Annotated in this window: 17 protein-coding genes and 1 pseudogene; 14 read left to right on the plus strand and 4 right to left on the minus strand. The window is 67.6% G+C overall.

Going from position 1 to position 16,890, the window contains the following annotated elements:
• Window positions 1-2,261 (minus strand): CRISPR-associated helicase Cas3' (gene cas3 / locus JNL31_RS10770; RefSeq protein ID WP_294973109.1); only part of this gene is annotated, 2,261 nt, incomplete at its 3' end.
• A gap of 419 nt (window positions 2,262-2,680) precedes the next feature.
• On the opposite strand from cas3, the gene JNL31_RS10775 reads away from it, so the two are divergent.
• The 9 genes and pseudogenes from JNL31_RS10775 (at window position 2,681) to JNL31_RS10815 (ending at window position 9,715) form a co-directional block, all read left to right on the plus strand.
• Window positions 2,681-2,851, plus strand: coding sequence for a DUF3489 domain-containing protein (locus tag JNL31_RS10775; protein ID WP_294973111.1), 171 nt, complete (start codon window positions 2,681-2,683; stop codon window positions 2,849-2,851).
• Window positions 2,852-3,015: 164 nt separating this feature from the next.
• A complete protein-coding gene (locus JNL31_RS10780; protein WP_294973113.1) occupies window positions 3,016-3,465 on the plus strand; it encodes a DUF2924 domain-containing protein in 450 nt (149 codons plus the stop codon).
• Window positions 3,462-4,288, plus strand: a pseudogene (locus JNL31_RS10785) (recombinase family protein); the annotation flags it as partial. The gene JNL31_RS10780 and the pseudogene JNL31_RS10785, both read left to right, overlap by 4 nt.
• Before the next feature lie 333 nt (window positions 4,289-4,621).
• Window positions 4,622-5,305 carry a lipoyl(octanoyl) transferase LipB gene (lipB, locus tag JNL31_RS10790; RefSeq protein ID WP_294973115.1) on the plus strand — a complete coding sequence of 228 codons (684 nt, stop codon included), beginning with the start codon at window positions 4,622-4,624 and terminating at the stop codon, window positions 5,303-5,305.
• A 90-nt stretch (window positions 5,306-5,395) separates the two neighbouring features.
• A complete protein-coding gene (locus tag JNL31_RS10795; RefSeq protein ID WP_294973117.1) occupies window positions 5,396-5,806 on the plus strand; it encodes a cytochrome c family protein in 411 nt (136 codons plus the stop codon).
• Between the two features lie 205 nt (window positions 5,807-6,011).
• Entirely contained in the window at window positions 6,012-7,691 is a 1,680-nt protein-coding gene (locus JNL31_RS10800) for a cytochrome c oxidase subunit 1 (RefSeq protein ID WP_294973119.1), read from the plus strand.
• Between the two features lie 74 nt (window positions 7,692-7,765).
• The gene (locus tag JNL31_RS10805) at window positions 7,766-8,713 is read left to right on the plus strand and encodes a hypothetical protein (RefSeq protein WP_294973120.1); all 948 of its coding nucleotides are present in this window, start codon (window positions 7,766-7,768) and stop codon (window positions 8,711-8,713) included.
• A gap of 31 nt (window positions 8,714-8,744) precedes the next feature.
• Window positions 8,745-9,230: a DUF2244 domain-containing protein gene (locus JNL31_RS10810; RefSeq protein WP_294973122.1), complete on the plus strand. Its 486-nt coding sequence runs from the start codon at window positions 8,745-8,747 to the stop codon at window positions 9,228-9,230.
• A gap of 92 nt (window positions 9,231-9,322) precedes the next feature.
• On the plus strand, window positions 9,323-9,715 hold the full coding sequence (locus JNL31_RS10815) for a hypothetical protein (protein WP_294973123.1): 393 nt from the start codon (window positions 9,323-9,325) through the stop codon (window positions 9,713-9,715).
• A 115-nt stretch (window positions 9,716-9,830) separates the two neighbouring features.
• Here the strand turns inward: JNL31_RS10815 and JNL31_RS10820 are convergent, their stop codons facing one another.
• Both JNL31_RS10820 and JNL31_RS10825 read right to left on the minus strand, forming a co-directional pair.
• Window positions 9,831-10,019 (minus strand): DUF3008 family protein, encoded by a 189-nt coding sequence (locus JNL31_RS10820; protein WP_294973125.1) that lies wholly within the window; start codon window positions 10,017-10,019, stop codon window positions 9,831-9,833.
• A 58-nt stretch (window positions 10,020-10,077) separates the two neighbouring features.
• Window positions 10,078-10,536: a GatB/YqeY domain-containing protein gene (locus JNL31_RS10825; RefSeq protein WP_294973127.1), complete on the minus strand. Its 459-nt coding sequence runs from the start codon at window positions 10,534-10,536 to the stop codon at window positions 10,078-10,080.
• A gap of 180 nt (window positions 10,537-10,716) precedes the next feature.
• Between JNL31_RS10825 and carA the strand changes: the two genes are divergently transcribed.
• Both carA and JNL31_RS10835 read left to right on the plus strand, forming a co-directional pair.
• Window positions 10,717-11,871, plus strand: a complete 1,155-nt coding sequence (gene carA, locus JNL31_RS10830; RefSeq protein ID WP_294973128.1) for a glutamine-hydrolyzing carbamoyl-phosphate synthase small subunit — start codon at window positions 10,717-10,719, stop codon at window positions 11,869-11,871.
• Window positions 11,872-11,934: 63 nt separating this feature from the next.
• Window positions 11,935-13,797: a glycosyltransferase gene (locus JNL31_RS10835; RefSeq protein WP_294973130.1), complete on the plus strand. Its 1,863-nt coding sequence runs from the start codon at window positions 11,935-11,937 to the stop codon at window positions 13,795-13,797.
• A 47-nt stretch (window positions 13,798-13,844) separates the two neighbouring features.
• On the opposite strand, the gene JNL31_RS10840 is transcribed toward JNL31_RS10835, so the two are convergent.
• Entirely contained in the window at window positions 13,845-14,480 is a 636-nt protein-coding gene (locus tag JNL31_RS10840; protein WP_294973131.1) for a GntR family transcriptional regulator, read from the minus strand.
• A gap of 91 nt (window positions 14,481-14,571) precedes the next feature.
• Here JNL31_RS10840 and JNL31_RS10845 point away from each other — a divergent pair, with 91 nt between their 5' ends.
• The 3 genes from JNL31_RS10845 (at window position 14,572) to JNL31_RS10855 (ending at window position 16,802) form a co-directional block, all read left to right on the plus strand.
• Window positions 14,572-15,219, plus strand: a complete 648-nt coding sequence (locus JNL31_RS10845) for a pyrimidine 5'-nucleotidase (protein ID WP_294973132.1) — start codon at window positions 14,572-14,574, stop codon at window positions 15,217-15,219.
• A gap of 67 nt (window positions 15,220-15,286) precedes the next feature.
• Window positions 15,287-15,529: a hypothetical protein gene (locus JNL31_RS10850; protein WP_294973134.1), complete on the plus strand. Its 243-nt coding sequence runs from the start codon at window positions 15,287-15,289 to the stop codon at window positions 15,527-15,529.
• Between the two features lie 76 nt (window positions 15,530-15,605).
• On the plus strand, window positions 15,606-16,802 hold the full coding sequence (locus tag JNL31_RS10855; protein WP_294973136.1) for a UbiH/UbiF family hydroxylase: 1,197 nt from the start codon (window positions 15,606-15,608) through the stop codon (window positions 16,800-16,802).
• Window positions 16,803-16,890: the final 88 nt, after the last annotated feature.

Here is a 16,890-nt window from a genome sequence, read left to right on the forward strand (position 1 = left end):
AGCTTCCTGCTGCTGGCCGAGACTTCGGAGAACGCCCAGGCGTCGGACCAGCCGGAGTCGTTTGCCGGATCGGGCGTCACCCAGGGGTGCAGCACGGCCCCCACCCTGCGGGCCAGGACCAGCACGCGCGTCTCTTCTCCCAGACGGGTGGGATAGGACACATCGTCATCGCCCTTCCCGGCATCGCGGTATCCCCTGTGCAGTTCGACCAGATTGTGCTGCGCCAGGGTCTTCTTCGCAATTTTCTGGCCTTCGGCCTGCATCTCGGCCCGCTTCAGCGCCTCGGGCAATTCCTCGGCACCCGCGCCATGCACTGCCTCGATCAGCGCGCGCAGGCCCTGCGGCGCCTCGATCCGCCCCGCCGCGAACAGCACGCGGGCACTGCGCCAGACCTCGGCGACGGAATAGACCCAGGCCCCGCTGCCCAGGGTGCCGTGCAGCCAGCGGTCATCCTCCACCTGCCCCGGATCGGGCGACAGCACATGCAGAACCGGGGCGGGAACGGGTCGCGAAGCAGCGGGACGGCGGTCCATGTGCCGCCAGAGCCGACCGGCCCGCTGGATCAGCGCGGCGATGGGGGCGATGTCCGAGACCATCACGTCGAAATCCAAATCTAACGACATTTCAATGACTTGAGTAGAGACAAGCACGAACCCCGCCCGATGCGTTCCCACCTTGCCAACGCGGGCCAGGACCTCGGCCTCGATCCGCTTGCGGTCGGACAGGGCAAACCGCGCATGCAGCAACCGCGCCGCCACGCCCCGCGCCCGCAGCGCCTCGACCGCGGCGATGGCGTCATCCACGCCGTTGCGCACCCAGACGCAGGCCGCCCCTTTCGCGGCCTCGGCCACCACGAGATCAGCCGCCGCCTCGGCACTGTCGATCCGCTCCACCCGCACCGGGCCCTTCACCGGCCGCGTGTCGGCGGCAAATCCCGAGACCGAAGCCCCGCCCGCCACCGTCAGCGCCGGATAGGCCGGGCCGGGACTGGCCCCGCCATAGGTCGCCAGCAACCGCGCCCGCAGGTCCAGCGGCAGCGTAGCGGTCAGGAGGATCGCCGAGCCGCCAGCCGCGCGGTGCATCTGCAAGAGGCGTTCCAGTTCCTTGCCGACATAGGGCTCACCCATCTCGTGAACCTCGTCGACGATCAGGATCTTCGACGACAGCCCGAAATGCCGCAGCGTCTGATGCCTGACCGGCAGCACCGACAACAGCGCCTGATCCACCGTGCCGACCCCCACATCGGCCAGCAGCGCGCGACGGCGGCTTTGCTTCAGCCAGTCGGTGCAGGAGGGCTCATCCTCGCCCGGTGCGCCTGTCGTCGGCAGATCGCGGAACGGCACCGACAGCGCGGCGCGGCCATGCGCCAGGGTCAGGGTCGGCGCTGCGAAGATGGCGCCGATGGCATCCCGGGCGCGGGTGAACATGGCATCGGCGGTGGCCATGGTCGGCAGGGCGAGATAGATCCCCCTGCCCTTGCCCGCCTGCGCCATGCGATGCGCCAGGATCAGCGCCGCCTCGGTCTTGCCCGCCCCCGTCTCATCCTCGATCACCGCCAGCATCGGCCCATCGGGCAGCGTCACGTCCCGACAGGCCGCCTGCATCGGGCGCAGCGCGAAGTCGAAGATCGGGCCGGACCGCACGGTGCTGCCCGCCAGCCCCGCCCCGACCACTGCAACCGCCGCCACCTCACGCGCCCGCGCCAGATAGTCGGCGAGCGACGGTCGCCCAGCCTCGGCCGGAAACCACAGCGTGTTGGAGCCGACCCAATCCGCTGCGGCGCAAAGGCCGGGTAGCCACCAGCTCAGCGCCGTGGTGCCCGCGTCCGGATCAAGGCTCTCCAGCGCCGCATCGGGCCAGAGGTCGCAAAAGGCGGCGATCACCTCGCCCGCCGGTTCCAGCCCCGAGCCGATCTGTGCCAATGCCGTCCTCTGGTCGCGAGACGGTTCGGCGGGCTTGCCAAGAGCAAGATCGGAAGGCTGGCCGTGATGCCCCGCCACCGCCGCATAGAGCGCCCTCCGCTGCCACCAGTCGCCGCCGATCCGCGCGGCCAGCAGGGCATCATGGGCGTAGAACAGCGCCTCGGACAGTTTCCAGTGCCGGTATCCCTGTGACGCGCCATCTTGAATCATCGCGCGGAAGCTGTCGCTGATCTTGCCCAGGTCGTGCAGGGCCACCAGCAGCACCAGGGCATCGCGCAGGCGCGGCTCGTACCCGAAGGGCGCGATCAGCCTTTCCGCAACCGCCGCGACATCCAGCATGTGAAAAACTGCGGGGTGAGGGTGGTCCCCAACCTTCGGAGCGCTTTTTCCGGGCCAGTCATAGAGTGAGACAATTCCTTGGCAAACCATCTGATTGCCCTTCATCGGTGTCCTGCGGCGCCCGCTTCAACCATTTCGAACCCAACCACGATCAAACAGGGGACTCAACCTATGATCCGGGTCATCTGTTCAGCCGTCGCCATCGCAGCCGTCATCGCCTGGTGGAATTGAGGAAGTTTCGAACCTCGTCCTTCCGCCAAAAGCAGTCCTGGCTGCGATCTCAGAATCTTAGGCCTAAGCTAGGTGGTGGACTCAATTGATCGCAACCAGATGCGTGCGGATGCGAGAGCGACGGCGGCGAGGAAGTTGCCCGCGCGACCAAGCTTCCTGAGCCTACAACTGCACCTGCCGCTGTGCCGATGACCACTGCAACCTCTGTCCTGAAGCCGCTCCGAAAGACCAAGGCATTCGCTCTCCGCCGCAGCCTGCAAGACCCGGGCGGGGCATCCATGACGTCCCTGATGGCCGCAACCGGCTGGCAAGCCCATTCGGTTCGGGCGGCACTCTCGGGCCTTCGGAAGAAGGGGTGAGCGGACCAGCGCCGCACCGTGGAAGGGGTGACGATCTACTTCATCGACCCCGATGCACCGATCCCGGACGGCGAAACTGATGTCTTCCGAGTTGGAGGCCCCGCCAACCCGGATGAAGCGGAACCGGAGACGTCCGTTGATCTCGCCGGAAATGGGCCAGCCACATGAAATCGCTGGCCGACCTTGCAGCCTTGGACCGGGCGGACCTCGCCCGGCTCCGGGCCGATCTCGTGGGAGGCGAGGTGCCTGCGAACATGAGCCAAGTGATGCAGCGCCGGTTTCTGGCGTTTGAGCTGCAGGCGAATGTGGAGGGCGGGTTGACTCCTGCCCCCCTCGCCCGGCTGGACCGGATCGCCGCGGGGGAGGAGCGCAAGGCCTCGCCCGCGATGAAGCCCGGCGCGCGCCTCCTGCGCGCTTGGAACGGTGTGACCCATGTGGTGGATGTGCGGCCCGACGGATATCTCTGGAACGGCAGCCGGCACCGCTCGCTCTCCGCCATCGCCCGCGCGATCACCGGTGCCCGCTGGTCAGGGCCGCGCTTCTTCGGCATCGTAACTGGCGCTGGTGCGGGCAAGACGCCAAGGCGGGTTCAGGGCAAGGAGCATGCGGCATGACCCAGAAGCCGGTGATCCGCTGCGCGATCTATACGCGCAAGTCGAGCGACGAAGGTCTGGATCAGGCCTTCAACTCGCTCGATGCGCAATATGAAGCCTGTGCCGCCTATATCGCGAGCCAGCGTCACGAGGGCTGGAAGCTTGTGCCCGACCGCTTCGACGATGGCGGCCTCTCCGGTGGCACGCTCGACCGCCCGGCCCTGCAGCGACTTCTCGCCGAGATCGATGCTGGCCGCATTGGCATGGTGGTCGTCTACAAGATCGACCGGCTGACCCGGTCGCTGGTCGACTTCGGACGTCTCGTGGAACGGCTCGACGCCAAGGGCTGTTCCTTTGTCTCGGTGACCCAAGCCTTCAACACTGCCACCTCCATGGGACGGCTGACACTGAACGTGCTTCTGTCCTTCGCCCAGTTCGAGCGCGAGGTCACCGCCGAGCGTATCCGCGACAAGATCGCCGCCTCGAAGAAAAAGGGCTCTGGATGGGGGGTGTCCTGCCGCTTGGCTATGACCGCCATCCCCATCCGCAGCGCCGGGAACTGGTGGTCAATCCGGTTGAGGCCGACGTGGTGAAGACGCTCTTCAGCCTCTACGCCGAGCTTGGCAATCTGCGACGGGTCGAAGTGGAGGCGGAGAAGTTGGGGCTTCGGCCAAAGGCTGGCCTCTCACCGTCAGGACATGTCCGGGGCGGCTCGCCCTTCTCTCGCGGGCAGTTGCATCACCTCCTGACCAATCCGGTCTACATCGGGCGCATCCGGCACAAGGATCAGTCCTATCCCGGTCAGCATCCAGCGATCATCGACAATGCGCTCTGGCAGGAGGTCCAGACGAAGCTCATCGCCGCCAGTGCGCGACCGCGCGGGTCGAGCGACACCGCTATCGAAGCGCGGATCAGCCCGCGGGCGGCTCGCCCGCCGACAGAAGCTGACAGAGTTCCTTCCAGGTCAGACCCGACAGGTTGAATCGCCCACACATGCCAAGGAAGGTAGCAGAAGCGGGACCTTTGGCCGGATCGCCGGGAGCCCGGCCTGCGCCCGTCCGCCGCCAGGCGTTGCAGGCACCGGGATGACGCTCTGTTGCCGGACGGACGCGGCGCCTATATGCCGGGGACGGAGCAGACCCGCGCCGGACGCGGCGCAACAGGCCCGAGGAAACCGATGGTCGACTGGATCCACATCCCGGGGCTCGCCCCCTACCCCGAGACGCTGGCCGCGATGGAGGCGCATGTCGCCGCCATGAACGAGGGCCGCGCGGGCGAGGCGATCTGGCTTCTGGAGCATCCGCCGCTCTACACCGCCGGAACCTCGGCCAGACCGGCCGACCTCGTCGATCCCGGCCGCTTTCCGGTCTACCCGGTGGGGCGCGGCGGGCAGTATACCTATCACGGGCCGGGCCAGCGGGTGATCTACTGCATGCTGGACGTCAAGGCGCGCGGCGGCCCGAACGGTGGCGACGTGCGCTGCTTCGTGCGCGGGCTGGAGCGCTGGGTCATCGACACGCTGGCCGAGTTCAACGTCAAGGGCGAAATCCGCCCGGGCCGCGTCGGCGTCTGGGTCGGGCGCCCCGACCGCTCCGGCCCCGACGGTCGGCCGACCGAGGACAAGATCGCCGCCATCGGCATCAAGCTCCGGCGCTGGGTCAGCTTCCACGGCATCGCGATCAACGTCGAACCCGACCTCTCCCACTTCGACGGAATCGTCCCCTGCGGCATCCGCGACCATGGCGTGACCAGCCTTGTCGACCTGGGCTTGCCCGTGACGATGGCCGACCTCGATGCCGCGCTGATCGCCACCTTCCCGCGCCAGTTCCAGGGGTTCTGCCCTGTGCCGGATGTGGCATAGCACCAAGATGCTATTGCATAACAACGGCTCCCGCCCCCATGTTGCCGCCGTGGGAGCGCCACAGAGCGCCCCGAACCATGCGAGGACATCATGACGAAGTTCATCCTTCTTGCCCTGACCGCCGCCGCCCTGGCGGCCCCGGCCTTCGCGGGCGATCCGGCCGCGGGCGAGGAGGCGTTCAAGAAGTGCAAGGCCTGCCACTCGGTCATCGCGGCGGACGGCACCGAAATCCAGAAAGGCGGCCGTACCGGCCCGAACCTCTATGGCGTGATCGGCCGGGCCGTGGCCTCGGATCCCGACTTCAAGTACGGCGACTCGATCGCCGCGCTGGGGGCCACTGGCGCGGTCTGGGACGAGGCGAGCCTGGCCGCCTATGTCGCGGACCCTGCCGCCTACCTGAAATCGACGCTGGCCGACGATGCGGCCAAGTCGAAGATGTCCTTCAAGCTGGCCACGGGCGGCGAGGACGTGGCGGCCTATCTCGCCTCGGTCGCGCAGTAGCACTCCCGTTTCGCCGAAATCCATGGGCGCGATCCCTGCCGGGGTCGCGCCCTCTGCTTTTTCCCCGCGTTTTCTGCCCGGTGTGGCAAAGTCATGCATTGCGACCTTGCACCCGCGCGGCTAAGACGGGATCGCAAGGGAAACCGGGCGGGCCTCTCGGCGCGCGAACGGGCAAGACGAAAACGACCAAAGCGGGAGCAGCCATATGGCGGACGCAGCCATCCACGGCCACGAACACCACGATACGCGCGGGTTCTTTACCCGCTGGTTCATGTCGACCAACCACAAGGACATCGGGATCCTCTATCTCTTCGTTGCAGGGGTCGTCGGCCTGATCTCGGTCCTGTTCACCGTCTACATGCGACTTGAGCTGATGCACCCGGGCGTGCAGTACATGTGCCAGGAAGGTGCGCGCTTCATCGCCTCGTCCGAGGTCTGCACCCCGAACGGGCACCTGTGGAACGTGATGATCACCTATCACGGCGTCCTGATGATGTTCTTCGTGGTCATCCCCGCGCTGTTCGGCGGCTTCGGCAACTATTTCATGCCGTTGCAGATCGGTGCGCCGGACATGGCCTTCCCGCGGATGAACAACCTGTCGTTCTGGCTCTACGTCGCGGGCACCTCGCTGGGCGTCGCTTCGCTCCTGTCTCCGGGCGGCGGCGGTGATCTCGGCACCGGCGCGGGCGTGGGCTGGGTGCTCTACCCGCCGCTGACCACCACGGCGGAAGGCGGCTACGCGATGGACCTCGCGATCTTCGCCGTCCACCTGTCGGGCGCCTCGTCGATCCTCGGCGCGATCAACATGATCACCACCTTCCTGAACATGCGCACCCCCGGCATGACGCTGCACAAGGTGCCGCTCTTCGGCTGGTCGATCTTCGTCACCGCCTGGCTGATTCTTCTGGCCCTGCCGGTCCTGGCCGGGGCGATCACCATGCTCCTGACCGACCGGAACTTCGGCACCACCTTCTTCACCCCCTCGGGCGGTGGCGACCCGATCCTCTACCAGCACATCCTGTGGTTCTTCGGCCACCCGGAAGTCTACATCATCGTCATCCCGGCCTTCGGGATCATCAGCCAAGTCATCTCGACCTTCGCGAAGAAGCCGATCTTCGGCTACCTGCCGATGGTCTATGCGATGGTGGCGATCGGTGTTCTCGGCTTCGTCGTCTGGGCACACCACATGTACACCGTCGGCATGTCGCTGACCCAGCAGAGCTACTTCATGCTGGCGACCATGGTCATCGCGGTGCCGACCGGCGTGAAGATCTTCTCCTGGATCGCGACGATCTGGGGCGGGTCGGTGGAATTCAAGACCCCGATGCTCTGGGCCTTCGGCTTCCTCTTCCTCTTCACCACCGGCGGCGTGACCGGGATCGTGCTGTCGCAGGCCCCGGTCGACCGTGCCTACCACGACACCTACTACGTGGTCGCCCACTTCCACTATGTGATGTCGCTCGGCGCCGTCTTCGGGATCTTCGCCGGGGTCTATTTCTGGATCGGCAAGATGTCCGGCCGCCAGTATCCGGAATGGGCGGGCAAGCTGCACTTCTGGATGATGTTCATCGGCTCGAACCTGACCTTCTTCCCGCAGCACTTCCTGGGCCGCCAGGGCATGCCGCGCCGCTACATCGACTATCCCGAGGCCTTCGCCTACTGGAACTGGTTCTCGTCGATGGGTGCGTTCCTGTCCTTCGCCTCCTTCGTGTTCTTCATCGGCATCGTGTTCTACACGCTGACCCGGGGCGCGAAGATCACCGTGAACAACTACTGGAACGAACACGCCGACACCCTGGAATGGACCCTGCCCTGCCCGCCGCCCGAACACACGTTCGAGCAGCTGCCGAAGCAGTCCGACTGGGATCACAGCCACGCCCATTGAGCGGCTGATCTGAACCAAGGCCCCGGGCTGCAACCGCACCCGGGGCCTTTTCCATTCCGGAAGGGGAATGTCCGATGCGCGTGGTCGTCTTCGTTGCCCTGCTGGTTGTCGCGGCGCTGGGGGCCTATGTCGGCATCACCGGCTATTTCCTTGCCCATGCTGCCACGGGCCTGCTGAAGGTCGGCAACATCTCGGCCATCCTCTCTACCGCCGAGCCGCCGACCGACGCGCTTGCGCTCGGCTACCGGGGCGATCCGATGGCGGCCCTGTCGCTGCCGTTCCAGACCGTTTCGCTCGACACCCCGCTCGGCCCCGCCGAAGCCTGGCTCGTCCCGGCCAGCGGCGACGAAAGGGGCCACGCGATCTATGTCCACGGCATCGCCGGCGCGCGCGAGGATGGCTACCGTGCGCTCTCCATCCTGCATGAGGCAGGCTGGTCCGTCCTGCTGATCAGCTACCGCAACGACCCCGCTGCCCCCGCCGCGCCCGAGGGGACCTACGGCTTCGGCCTCACCGAATGGCCCGATCTCGAAGCCGCCGTCGCGAAGATGGCCCCCGGCGACAGTGACCGGGTGCTGGTTGTCGCCGATTCGATGGGCGGTGCGATCCTCGGCCAGTTCCTCGCGCAAAGCCCGCTGGCCCCGCGCGTGGGGGCCGTCGCACTCGACAGCCCCGCGATCAGCTTCGGCGCCATCATCGACCACCTCGCCGCGCAAAGCAGCAAGCCCCTGCCCGCAGTCATCGGCTGGGCGGCGAAACGGATCCTGCCATTCCAGAACAGCCTGCCCCTCGCCGGGGCCGAGGTCGCGGCCACGTTCCAGGCTTTCCCCGGCCCGCTGTTCATCGCGCAGGGCAGCGCCGACCGCATCGTGCCCATCGGCCCCTCGCAGGCGATGGCCGCCGCCCGCACCGCCCCGACTGTCACGCTCTGGACCGGGGCCGACCACCTCGGTTCCTACACCGAGGACCCGCAGGCCTACCGCGCGGCATTCGAGGATTTCCTGACGCCCCTCACCCCCTGACATCTGGCTCGGCGCCTGCCAGTATGCCGCCATGCCCTATGAATGGCTTCCCCCACAGGACGGCCAAGACCGTCTGCATCTCTGGCCGCACCGCTCGCTCACCCAGCGCGGTTTCGTCTGGTTCGTCGGCGGAACCGCAGTCCTGATCGCCACGCCCCTCGTCAGCACGCTCGGCAGTCCCGTGCTCTGGGCGCTCCTGCCTTTCCTGGTCGGCACGATCTGGGCGATCTGGTTCGCGCTCCGCAAGAACGGTCGCGACCGGGACATCGTCGAGGACCTGCGGCTCTCATCCGACCGCATCACCCTGGTCCGCCACGGGCCCAAGGGCAGGCGGCAGGACTGGGAGGCCAACCCCTATTGGGTCCGCGTCACCTTGCACGAAACCGGCGGGCCGGTGCCAAACTACCTGACACTCAAGGGCGAGGGCCGCGAAGTGGAACTGGGCGCCTTCCTGTCGGAAGCGGAACGGATAGCGCTGAAGGACGAGGTCCAGGGCCATATCTCTCGGCTGAAGTGACGTCCCGCGCGACGGTTCCCGAATCCCGCAATCGCCCCATTTCCGCCAAGTTGCGAGAGGAGAAACCAGCACATGCAACCTAAAGGAGTATCATGCTGAAACTCGCATTTGCCGCTGCCGCCGCGATCGCACTCGCCGCCCCGGCGTCCGCCTTCGAGATCGGCTTCAGCTGGGATGGATTGAAGTCCTGCACCTCGGGAAATCCCAACACGGTCGCCAATCCGCGTTTCGTGCTCAAGGACGTGCCGGAGGGCACGAAGTTCATCCGCTTCAAGCTGGTCGATACCAATGTGCGCGAATTCAATCACGGCGGCGGGGTCGTGGCCTACACCGGACAGGACGTGGTTGAGCCCGGGGCCTTCAAGTACAAGAGCCCCTGCCCGCCGAACGGCGCCCACAAGTACGAATGGACCGCCACGGCACAAGGCAAGAAGTCGGGCGGCAAGCTCGGCACCGCGAAAGCCTCACGCATGTATCCGGAATAGCCGAAAACGCACTACGACCGCGAGGCCGGGAACCGCAGTGTTGCGCCACCCTGTCCGGGGTGGAACGCAGCGTGCCGGGGACTGGACACGCCGCCGTCGGGCTCGGAACACGAACTCAGCGATCCGGCGCGTGCTCGGGCAACCCGTCGTGATCGGTCGAGGCTAGCTCTTCCAGCTCCTTCTCTGTCATCGACCTGTACATGTCCCTTGACGCACCCTGCAGCTCGCTGACCGGTGTTTCACCGCGCTTCGCCGAAAGCGCGGCACCGGCCGCCCTTTGCTGAGCCCTGGATCTTGCTGGCATGATCGCCTCCCCTGGTTGCTCCGGCCCAACGCATGGACCGGCCAAAGGTTGCCGCACCTCAGCCCAGCCGCGCCTTCACCAGCGCGCCGACCGCGCCGAAATCCATCTGGCCCGTGTAGCGCGCCTTCAAGGCCGCCATCACCTTGCCCACGTCGCGGATGCTTGCAGCCCCGGTCTCGGCCACAGCCGCATTCACGGCTGCCGCCACCTCGTCGGCATCCATCTGCCGCGGCAGGAATTCCTGGATCACCCCGATCTCGGCCAGCTCCTTTTCCGCCAGCTCCAGCCGCCCGCCTTCCTCATAGGCCCGCGCCGATTCCTGGCGCTGCTTCACCATCTTGCCCATGATCTGCAGGATTTCCGGCTCGCCGACCTCGCCCCCGTCGGCCTCGCCCCGGACGGCGATCTCGCGGTCCTTGATGGCGGCGTTGATCAGGCGCAGCGTCGAGAGGCGGGCGGCCTCCTTCGCCTTCATGGCCTCTTTCAGAGCCGTCTGAAGACGGTCGCGCAAAAGCATGGTCAGACTTTCCGATAGTTTCCCCAAGGATCGGACAATACTGCGAACCGGTCCGAACCGCAACCGCAGAGCATTTTGTCAAGCCATTGATTATAATTATAAAACCTTTTCACACCCGCCCTTGACCCCGCGCCTCCCGCCCCTTAGTTTCCGCGCAATTTGCCAAATGGAGAGTCGCCCATGCCTGCGCCGCAGAAGCCTACCGCCTGCCTGGCCCTCGCCGATGGCACGCTCTTCTACGGCCATGGCTTCGGTGCCACCGGCGAAACGGTGGCCGAGCTTGTCTTCAACACCGCGATGACCGGCTACCAGGAGATCATGACCGACCCATCCTACGCGGGTCAGGTCGTGACCTTCACCTTCCCCCATGTCGGCAATACCGGCGTCACGCCCGAAGATGACGAGACGGGAACCCCCTCCGCCGCCGGCATGGTGGTGAAATGGGACCCGACCGAGCCGTCCAACTGGCGCGCGACGGGCGAGCTGACGGAATGGCTCACGAAGATCGGCCGCATCGGCATCGGCGGGATCGACACCCGCAGGCTGACCCGGGCGATCCGCCAGCAGGGCGCCCCGCATGTGGCGCTTGCGCATGACCCCGAGGGCAAGTTCGATATCGAGAAACTGGTCGCGAAAGCCCGCGCCTGGAAGGGGCTCGTCGGGCTTGATCTGGCGAAGGACGTGACCTGCGCCCAATCCTACCGCTGGGACGAAAGACGCTGGGCCTGGCCGGAAGGCTACACCCGCCGCGAAGGGCCGGGCCTGCGCGTCGTCGCCGTCGACTACGGCGCCAAGCGCAACATCCTGCGTTGCCTCGCCTCGGTCGGCTGCGAAGTCACCGTCCTGCCCGCCACCGCGACGGCCGAGGACGTTCTCGCTCTCAAGCCGGAAGGCGTGTTCCTGTCAAACGGCCCCGGCGACCCGGAGGCGACCGGCGCCTATGCGGTGCCGATGATCCAGGGCGTGTTGCAGAAGGACCTGCCCCTCTTCGGCATCTGCCTTGGCCACCAGATGCTCGCCCTCGCGCTCGGCGCCAGGACGCGCAAGATGAACCACGGCCACCACGGTGCGAACCACCCGGTCAAGGACCTGACCACCGGCAAGGTCGAGATCACCTCGATGAACCACGGCTTCACCGTCGATGCCGACACCCTGCCGAAGGGCGTCTCCGAAACCCATGTCAGCCTCTTCGACGGCACCAACTGCGGCATCGCGGTCGACGGCAAGCCGATCTATTCGGTGCAATACCACCCCGAGGCCTCGCCCGGCCCGCAGGACAGCTTCTACCTGTTCGAACGCTTCGCCGAAGCCATGCAGGCCCGCCGGGCCGCCTGAGCGGCGTTAACCGCCCGTTAACCCTCCGGTCGCATGGTGATGCACGGAACCGGGGGAACGGGCATGGGTGCCGCCGAACGGATCAGTGACAGGCACGACCCCGAGGCCTCCGCCCGGCCCCCCCGCCGCACCTTCGCCGTCGGCGCCTCTCTCCTGCGCGAAGGGGTCGTCGCCCCGGATGAAATGCTCACCGCGCTCTCGCATCAGGGGCGCGAGGCCGGGCGTCTGCCGGACGTGCTGCGCGCCCGCGGCCTCGTGGTGGAGCGTGACCTCCTCGGCGTCGATGCCCGCAACTGGGGCATCCGCCTCGTCGACCTTGATGCCGCCCTCCCCGACCCCCGGCTGATCGACGCCGTCGGCGTGCAGGACTGTCTGCGCCACGGGCTTGTGCCCTGGCAGAAGGTGGGTGACGTCACCATCGTCGCCACCTCCCGCCCCGCGGATTTCCACCGTCTGCGCCCGATGCTGGAAGCACGGCTCGGGCTGGTCGCGGCAGGGCTGGCCTCCTCCCGCGCGATCCTCGCCGCGATCCATGCCCGGCGCGGCGAACTCTTGTCCCGCGCTGCCGAAAACCGCGTGGCCCAGTCCGAAAGCTGCCGCTCCTGGCCGCGCCTGCACCGCTCGCCCCGCGCCTTGGCCGGGCTGGCCGTGATGCTGGCCGCCCTCCTTCTCGCGCCCCTCGCCACCGGCCTGGCCGCCCTCGGTTTCGCCGTGATCTCGCTCGCCGCCATCGTCGCGCTGAAGTTCGCCGCGACCGCTGCCGCGCTCCGCGCACCCCGGCCCGGCCCGCTGCCCGCCAGCGATGCCATCCCGCCGGTCGTCTCGATCATCGTGGCGCTCTACCGCGAGGGCGACATTGCGCCCCGCCTCGTCCGCCGTCTTGCCCGGCTCGACTACCCGGCCGAGCTCCTCGACGTCATCCTCGCGGTCGAGGCTGGCGATCACCTCACCCTCGGCGCCCTTGACCGGGCCGAGCTTCCGCCCTGGATGCGCGTCGTCATCGTGCCCGAGGGCCAGGTCAAGACCAAGCCGCGCGCGTTGAATCATGCGCTCGACCACGCCCGGGGCGCCATCGTCGGGGTCTATGACGCCGAGGACGCGCCCGAGCCCGACCAGCTTCGCAAGGTCGTCGAACGCTTCCAGCGCTCGGGGCCCGATGTCGCCTGCCTGCAAGGCGTGCTCGACTACTACAATCCGCGCACCAACTGGCTGTCCCGCTGCTTCACCATCGAATACGCCGGATGGTTCCGTCTCGTCCTGCCCGGCATCGCCCGCCTCGGCCTCGTCGTCCCCCTGGGTGGCACGACGCTCTTCTTCCGCCGGGACGTGCTGGACCGCCTCGGCGCCTGGGATGCCCACAACGTGACCGAGGATGCCGATCTCGGCATCCGTCTCGCCCGCCACGGCTACCGGACCGAACTGATCGAGACCACCACGCTGGAAGAGGCGAACTGCCGCCCGCTTCCCTGGATCAAGCAGCGCTCGCGCTGGATCAAGGGCTACATGATGACCTGGGCCGTCCACATGCGGCATCCCCGGCTTCTCTGGCGGCAACTCGGGCCCAGGCGCTTCTGGGGGTTCCAGGTGCTGTTCCTCGGGTCCATCGCGCAATTCCTGCTGGCGCCGATCCTGTGGTCGTTCCTGCTGCTGCCGCTCGGTTTTCCCCATCCGCTCTATGCCGCGCTGCCGGTGCCGGCAATCTGGGCCATGTCCATCGTCTTCTTCCTCGCGGAAGCCTCCAACATCCTGATCGGGGCGCTTGGTCTTGGCCGCACCGCGCATCGGCTGAGCCTGCTCTGGGTGCTGACGCTCAAGGTCTACTACCCCCTCGCCTCGCTCGCCGCCTACAAGGGACTGGCGGAACTTGTGACCCGACCGTTCTACTGGGACAAGACCACGCACGGGATTTTCGACGACGGCAAGTAGGATGGGCAATCTGCCCACGCGCCCCGATGCACCGGTCCGCGCCGCTGCTACCGCGTCCGCAATTCCCCCGCGTCCACCCGCAGCCGGGTCTCGAAGGCCTGGCTGATATGCGACTTCAGCGCCTGGTAGGCCGCCTCGCCATCGCCCGCCTCGATCGCCGCGACGATCTTCGCGTGTTCGTCCAGCGCCACCTCGTCGCGCCCCTCGGCAGCGAAGGAGGTGTTCGCCATCAAGGCCATGCTGCGATGCACCAGATCCAACTGCTGCACGAGAAAGCGGTTGTGGCTGGCAAGATGGATCTGCTTGTGGAACCGCTTGTTGGCCCGTGACAACGCCCGCGGGTCGCCGCCCAGAAGCGCCCGGTCCTCGGCCACCATGCCCTTCAGGACCCGGACCTCCTCGGGCGTCGCGTGCCGGGCCGCCAGCCGCGCCGCCAGCCCCTCCAGCTCGGTCCTCACGGTGTAAAGTTCGGCCAGCTGGTTGTGATCCAGGGATGCCACGATCAGGCTCCGCCCGTCCCGCGTCAGCATCGCCTGCGTCTCAAGCCGCTGCAAAGCTTCGCGCACCGGCGTGCGGGACACGCCCAGCCGTTCGGCAAGCTCGCTCTCCACCAGCCGGTCGCCCGGCTTGTAGACCCCGGCCTCGATCGCTTCCATCAACAGCGTATAGGCGTCTTTCTGCACCGGCCCGGTCCCCCTTGCGCGCGGACCCTACGCGGCCCCCGCCCCGCGATCAACCCTTCCCAACGCCACGGCTGCGGTCTACATCCCTGCCATGGCCAAATCCGATTTCACCCATGTCACCACCTGGGTCTTCGACCTCGACAACACGCTATACCCGCCGCACATGCGGCTCTTCGACCAGATCGAGGTCCGGATGACCGACTGGGTCATGCAGGCCCTGCAGGTCGACCGCGCCCGCGCCGACCACCTGCGCGCCTATTACTGGCGGACCTACGGCACCACCCTCGCGGGCCTGATGCGCGAACACGACGTCGACCCCGGCCCCTATCTGAACGAGGTCCACGACATCGACTTCTCGGTCCTCGCACCCGACCCCGACCTTGCCCGCGCCATCGCCGCGCTGCCCGGTCGCAAGGTCATCTACACCAACGCCTGCGCCCCCTATGCCGAGAAAGTCCTGTCTGCACGGGGACTTGCGGGCCTCTTCGACGCGATCTACGGCGTCGAGCACGCCGCCTTCCACCCCAAACCCGACGCCCAGGCCTTTGCCACCGTCTTTGCCCTGGACGGCCTCGACCCGGCCCGTGGCGCCATGTTCGAGGACGACAGTCGCAACCTCGCCGTCCCGCACGCCCTTGGGATGCGCACCGTCCATGTGGCGCCGAAGCCCGACCCCGCAGACCACATCCACCACCACACCGACGACCTCGCCGCCTTCCTTGCCCGGCTGGCGGGGTGACATTCCGTCACATCGCCCCTGCCGCCAAAGGCCCTAAATGCCCGGGCTACCAGCAGCGAGGACGCCCATGACCGCCACGACCCTCTCGACCCCCGGCCCGCTCTCGCGCCTCCTCCGCGCGATTCCGGTCGTCGGTCGCGTCATCCGCGACGTCGAGCGCGAGATCGACACCGTCTACTATCTGCTCACCGTCTTCGTGACCGCCGTCATCCTTGCGGTTCAGATCTGGGGGCTCCCGGCCCTTGTCCTCACGGCGCTCGCGCTCGTCCCGGTGATGTTCATCCTTCTGGTCATCCTCGCCCGCCCCTGAGCCCTCTGGGCTGAGACGTCCTGTCCCACTGGCCCCGGCGCGCCGCGCGGCCTATGCTGGCCGGTGGAGGCCCCCGATGCGCGAAACCACCGACATTCTGATCTCCGGCGGCGGCGTCGCGGGCCTGACCGCCGCCTGCGCGCTTGGCGCGGCCGGGTTCCGGGTGGTCTGCGTCGACCCGACCCCCCCCGTCACCGAGGGCGAGGCCGAAGGGGCCGACCTGCGCACCACCGCCTTCCTGCAACCCTCGATCCCCGTGCTGGAAGCCGCGGGCCTCTGGTCGCGGCTGGAACCTCATGCCGCACCCCTGCAGGTTATGCGGATCATCGACGCGGGCGGCCCCGAACCCGAAGCCCGCCTCACCCGGGATTTCGACGCCGCCGACATCTCCGACGCACCCTTCGGCTGGAACCTGCCGAACTGGCTCCTCCGCCGCGAGATGGTCGCCCGCATTGCGGAACTGCCGAACGTCAGCTTCCGCCCCGGCACCGGCTTCGCCCGGATGCTGACTCGCGAGTCCGAGGCCCTCGTCACCCTCACCGACGGGACGCAGATCGCCGCCAGACTGGTGGTCGGCGCCGACGGCCGCAACTCCCCGGTGCGCGAAGCCCTCGGGATCGGTGCGAAAACCACCCGTTACGGCCAGAAGGCGCTGGCCTTTGCGGTGACGCATGACCTGCCCCACGGCAATGTCTCGACCGAGGTCCACCGCAAGGGCGGCCCCTTCACCCTCGTCCCCCTGCCCGACCGCGACGGCAAGCCCGCCTCCGCCGTGGTCTGGATGGAAACCGGCCCGGAGATCGCCCGGCTCGCCGCGCTTCCCGTCCCCGATTTCGAGGCCGAGATGACGGCCCGCTCCTCCGGCATCCTCGGCCCGCTCAGCCTCATCACCCGGCGCAGCATCTGGCCGATCATTTCCCAGATTGCCGAGCGGATGTCCGGCCCCCGCGCCGTGCTGATGGCCGAGTCGGCGCATGTCGTGCCGCCCATCGGCGCGCAGGGACTGAACATGTCGCTTGCCGATCTTGCGGCCCTTCTCGACCTCACCGGGCGGCACCGCGACGACCCCGGCCAGCCCGCCGTGACCGAAACGTTCCACCGCCGCCGCCACCTTGAAGTGCAGGGAAGGGTGACGGGGATCGACTTCCTGAACCGCGCCTCGATGGCCGAGACGCCGCTCCTGCGCGACCTCCGCGCCCGGGCGCTCGGCGCGCTCTATTCCGCGCGCCCGGTGCGGCAGATGCTGATGCGCGCAGGTCTTGGGGTGAGGTAGCGGTGGGTTGGCACCCACCCTACGCCATCGCACACCGTAGGGTGGGTGCCCACCCACCGATCCTTGCAACACCGCCTCCCCCGCGGGC

The sequence above is a fragment of the Tabrizicola sp. genome, from assembly GCF_016792905.1.
GTDB lineage: Bacteria > Pseudomonadota > Alphaproteobacteria > Rhodobacterales > Rhodobacteraceae > Tabrizicola.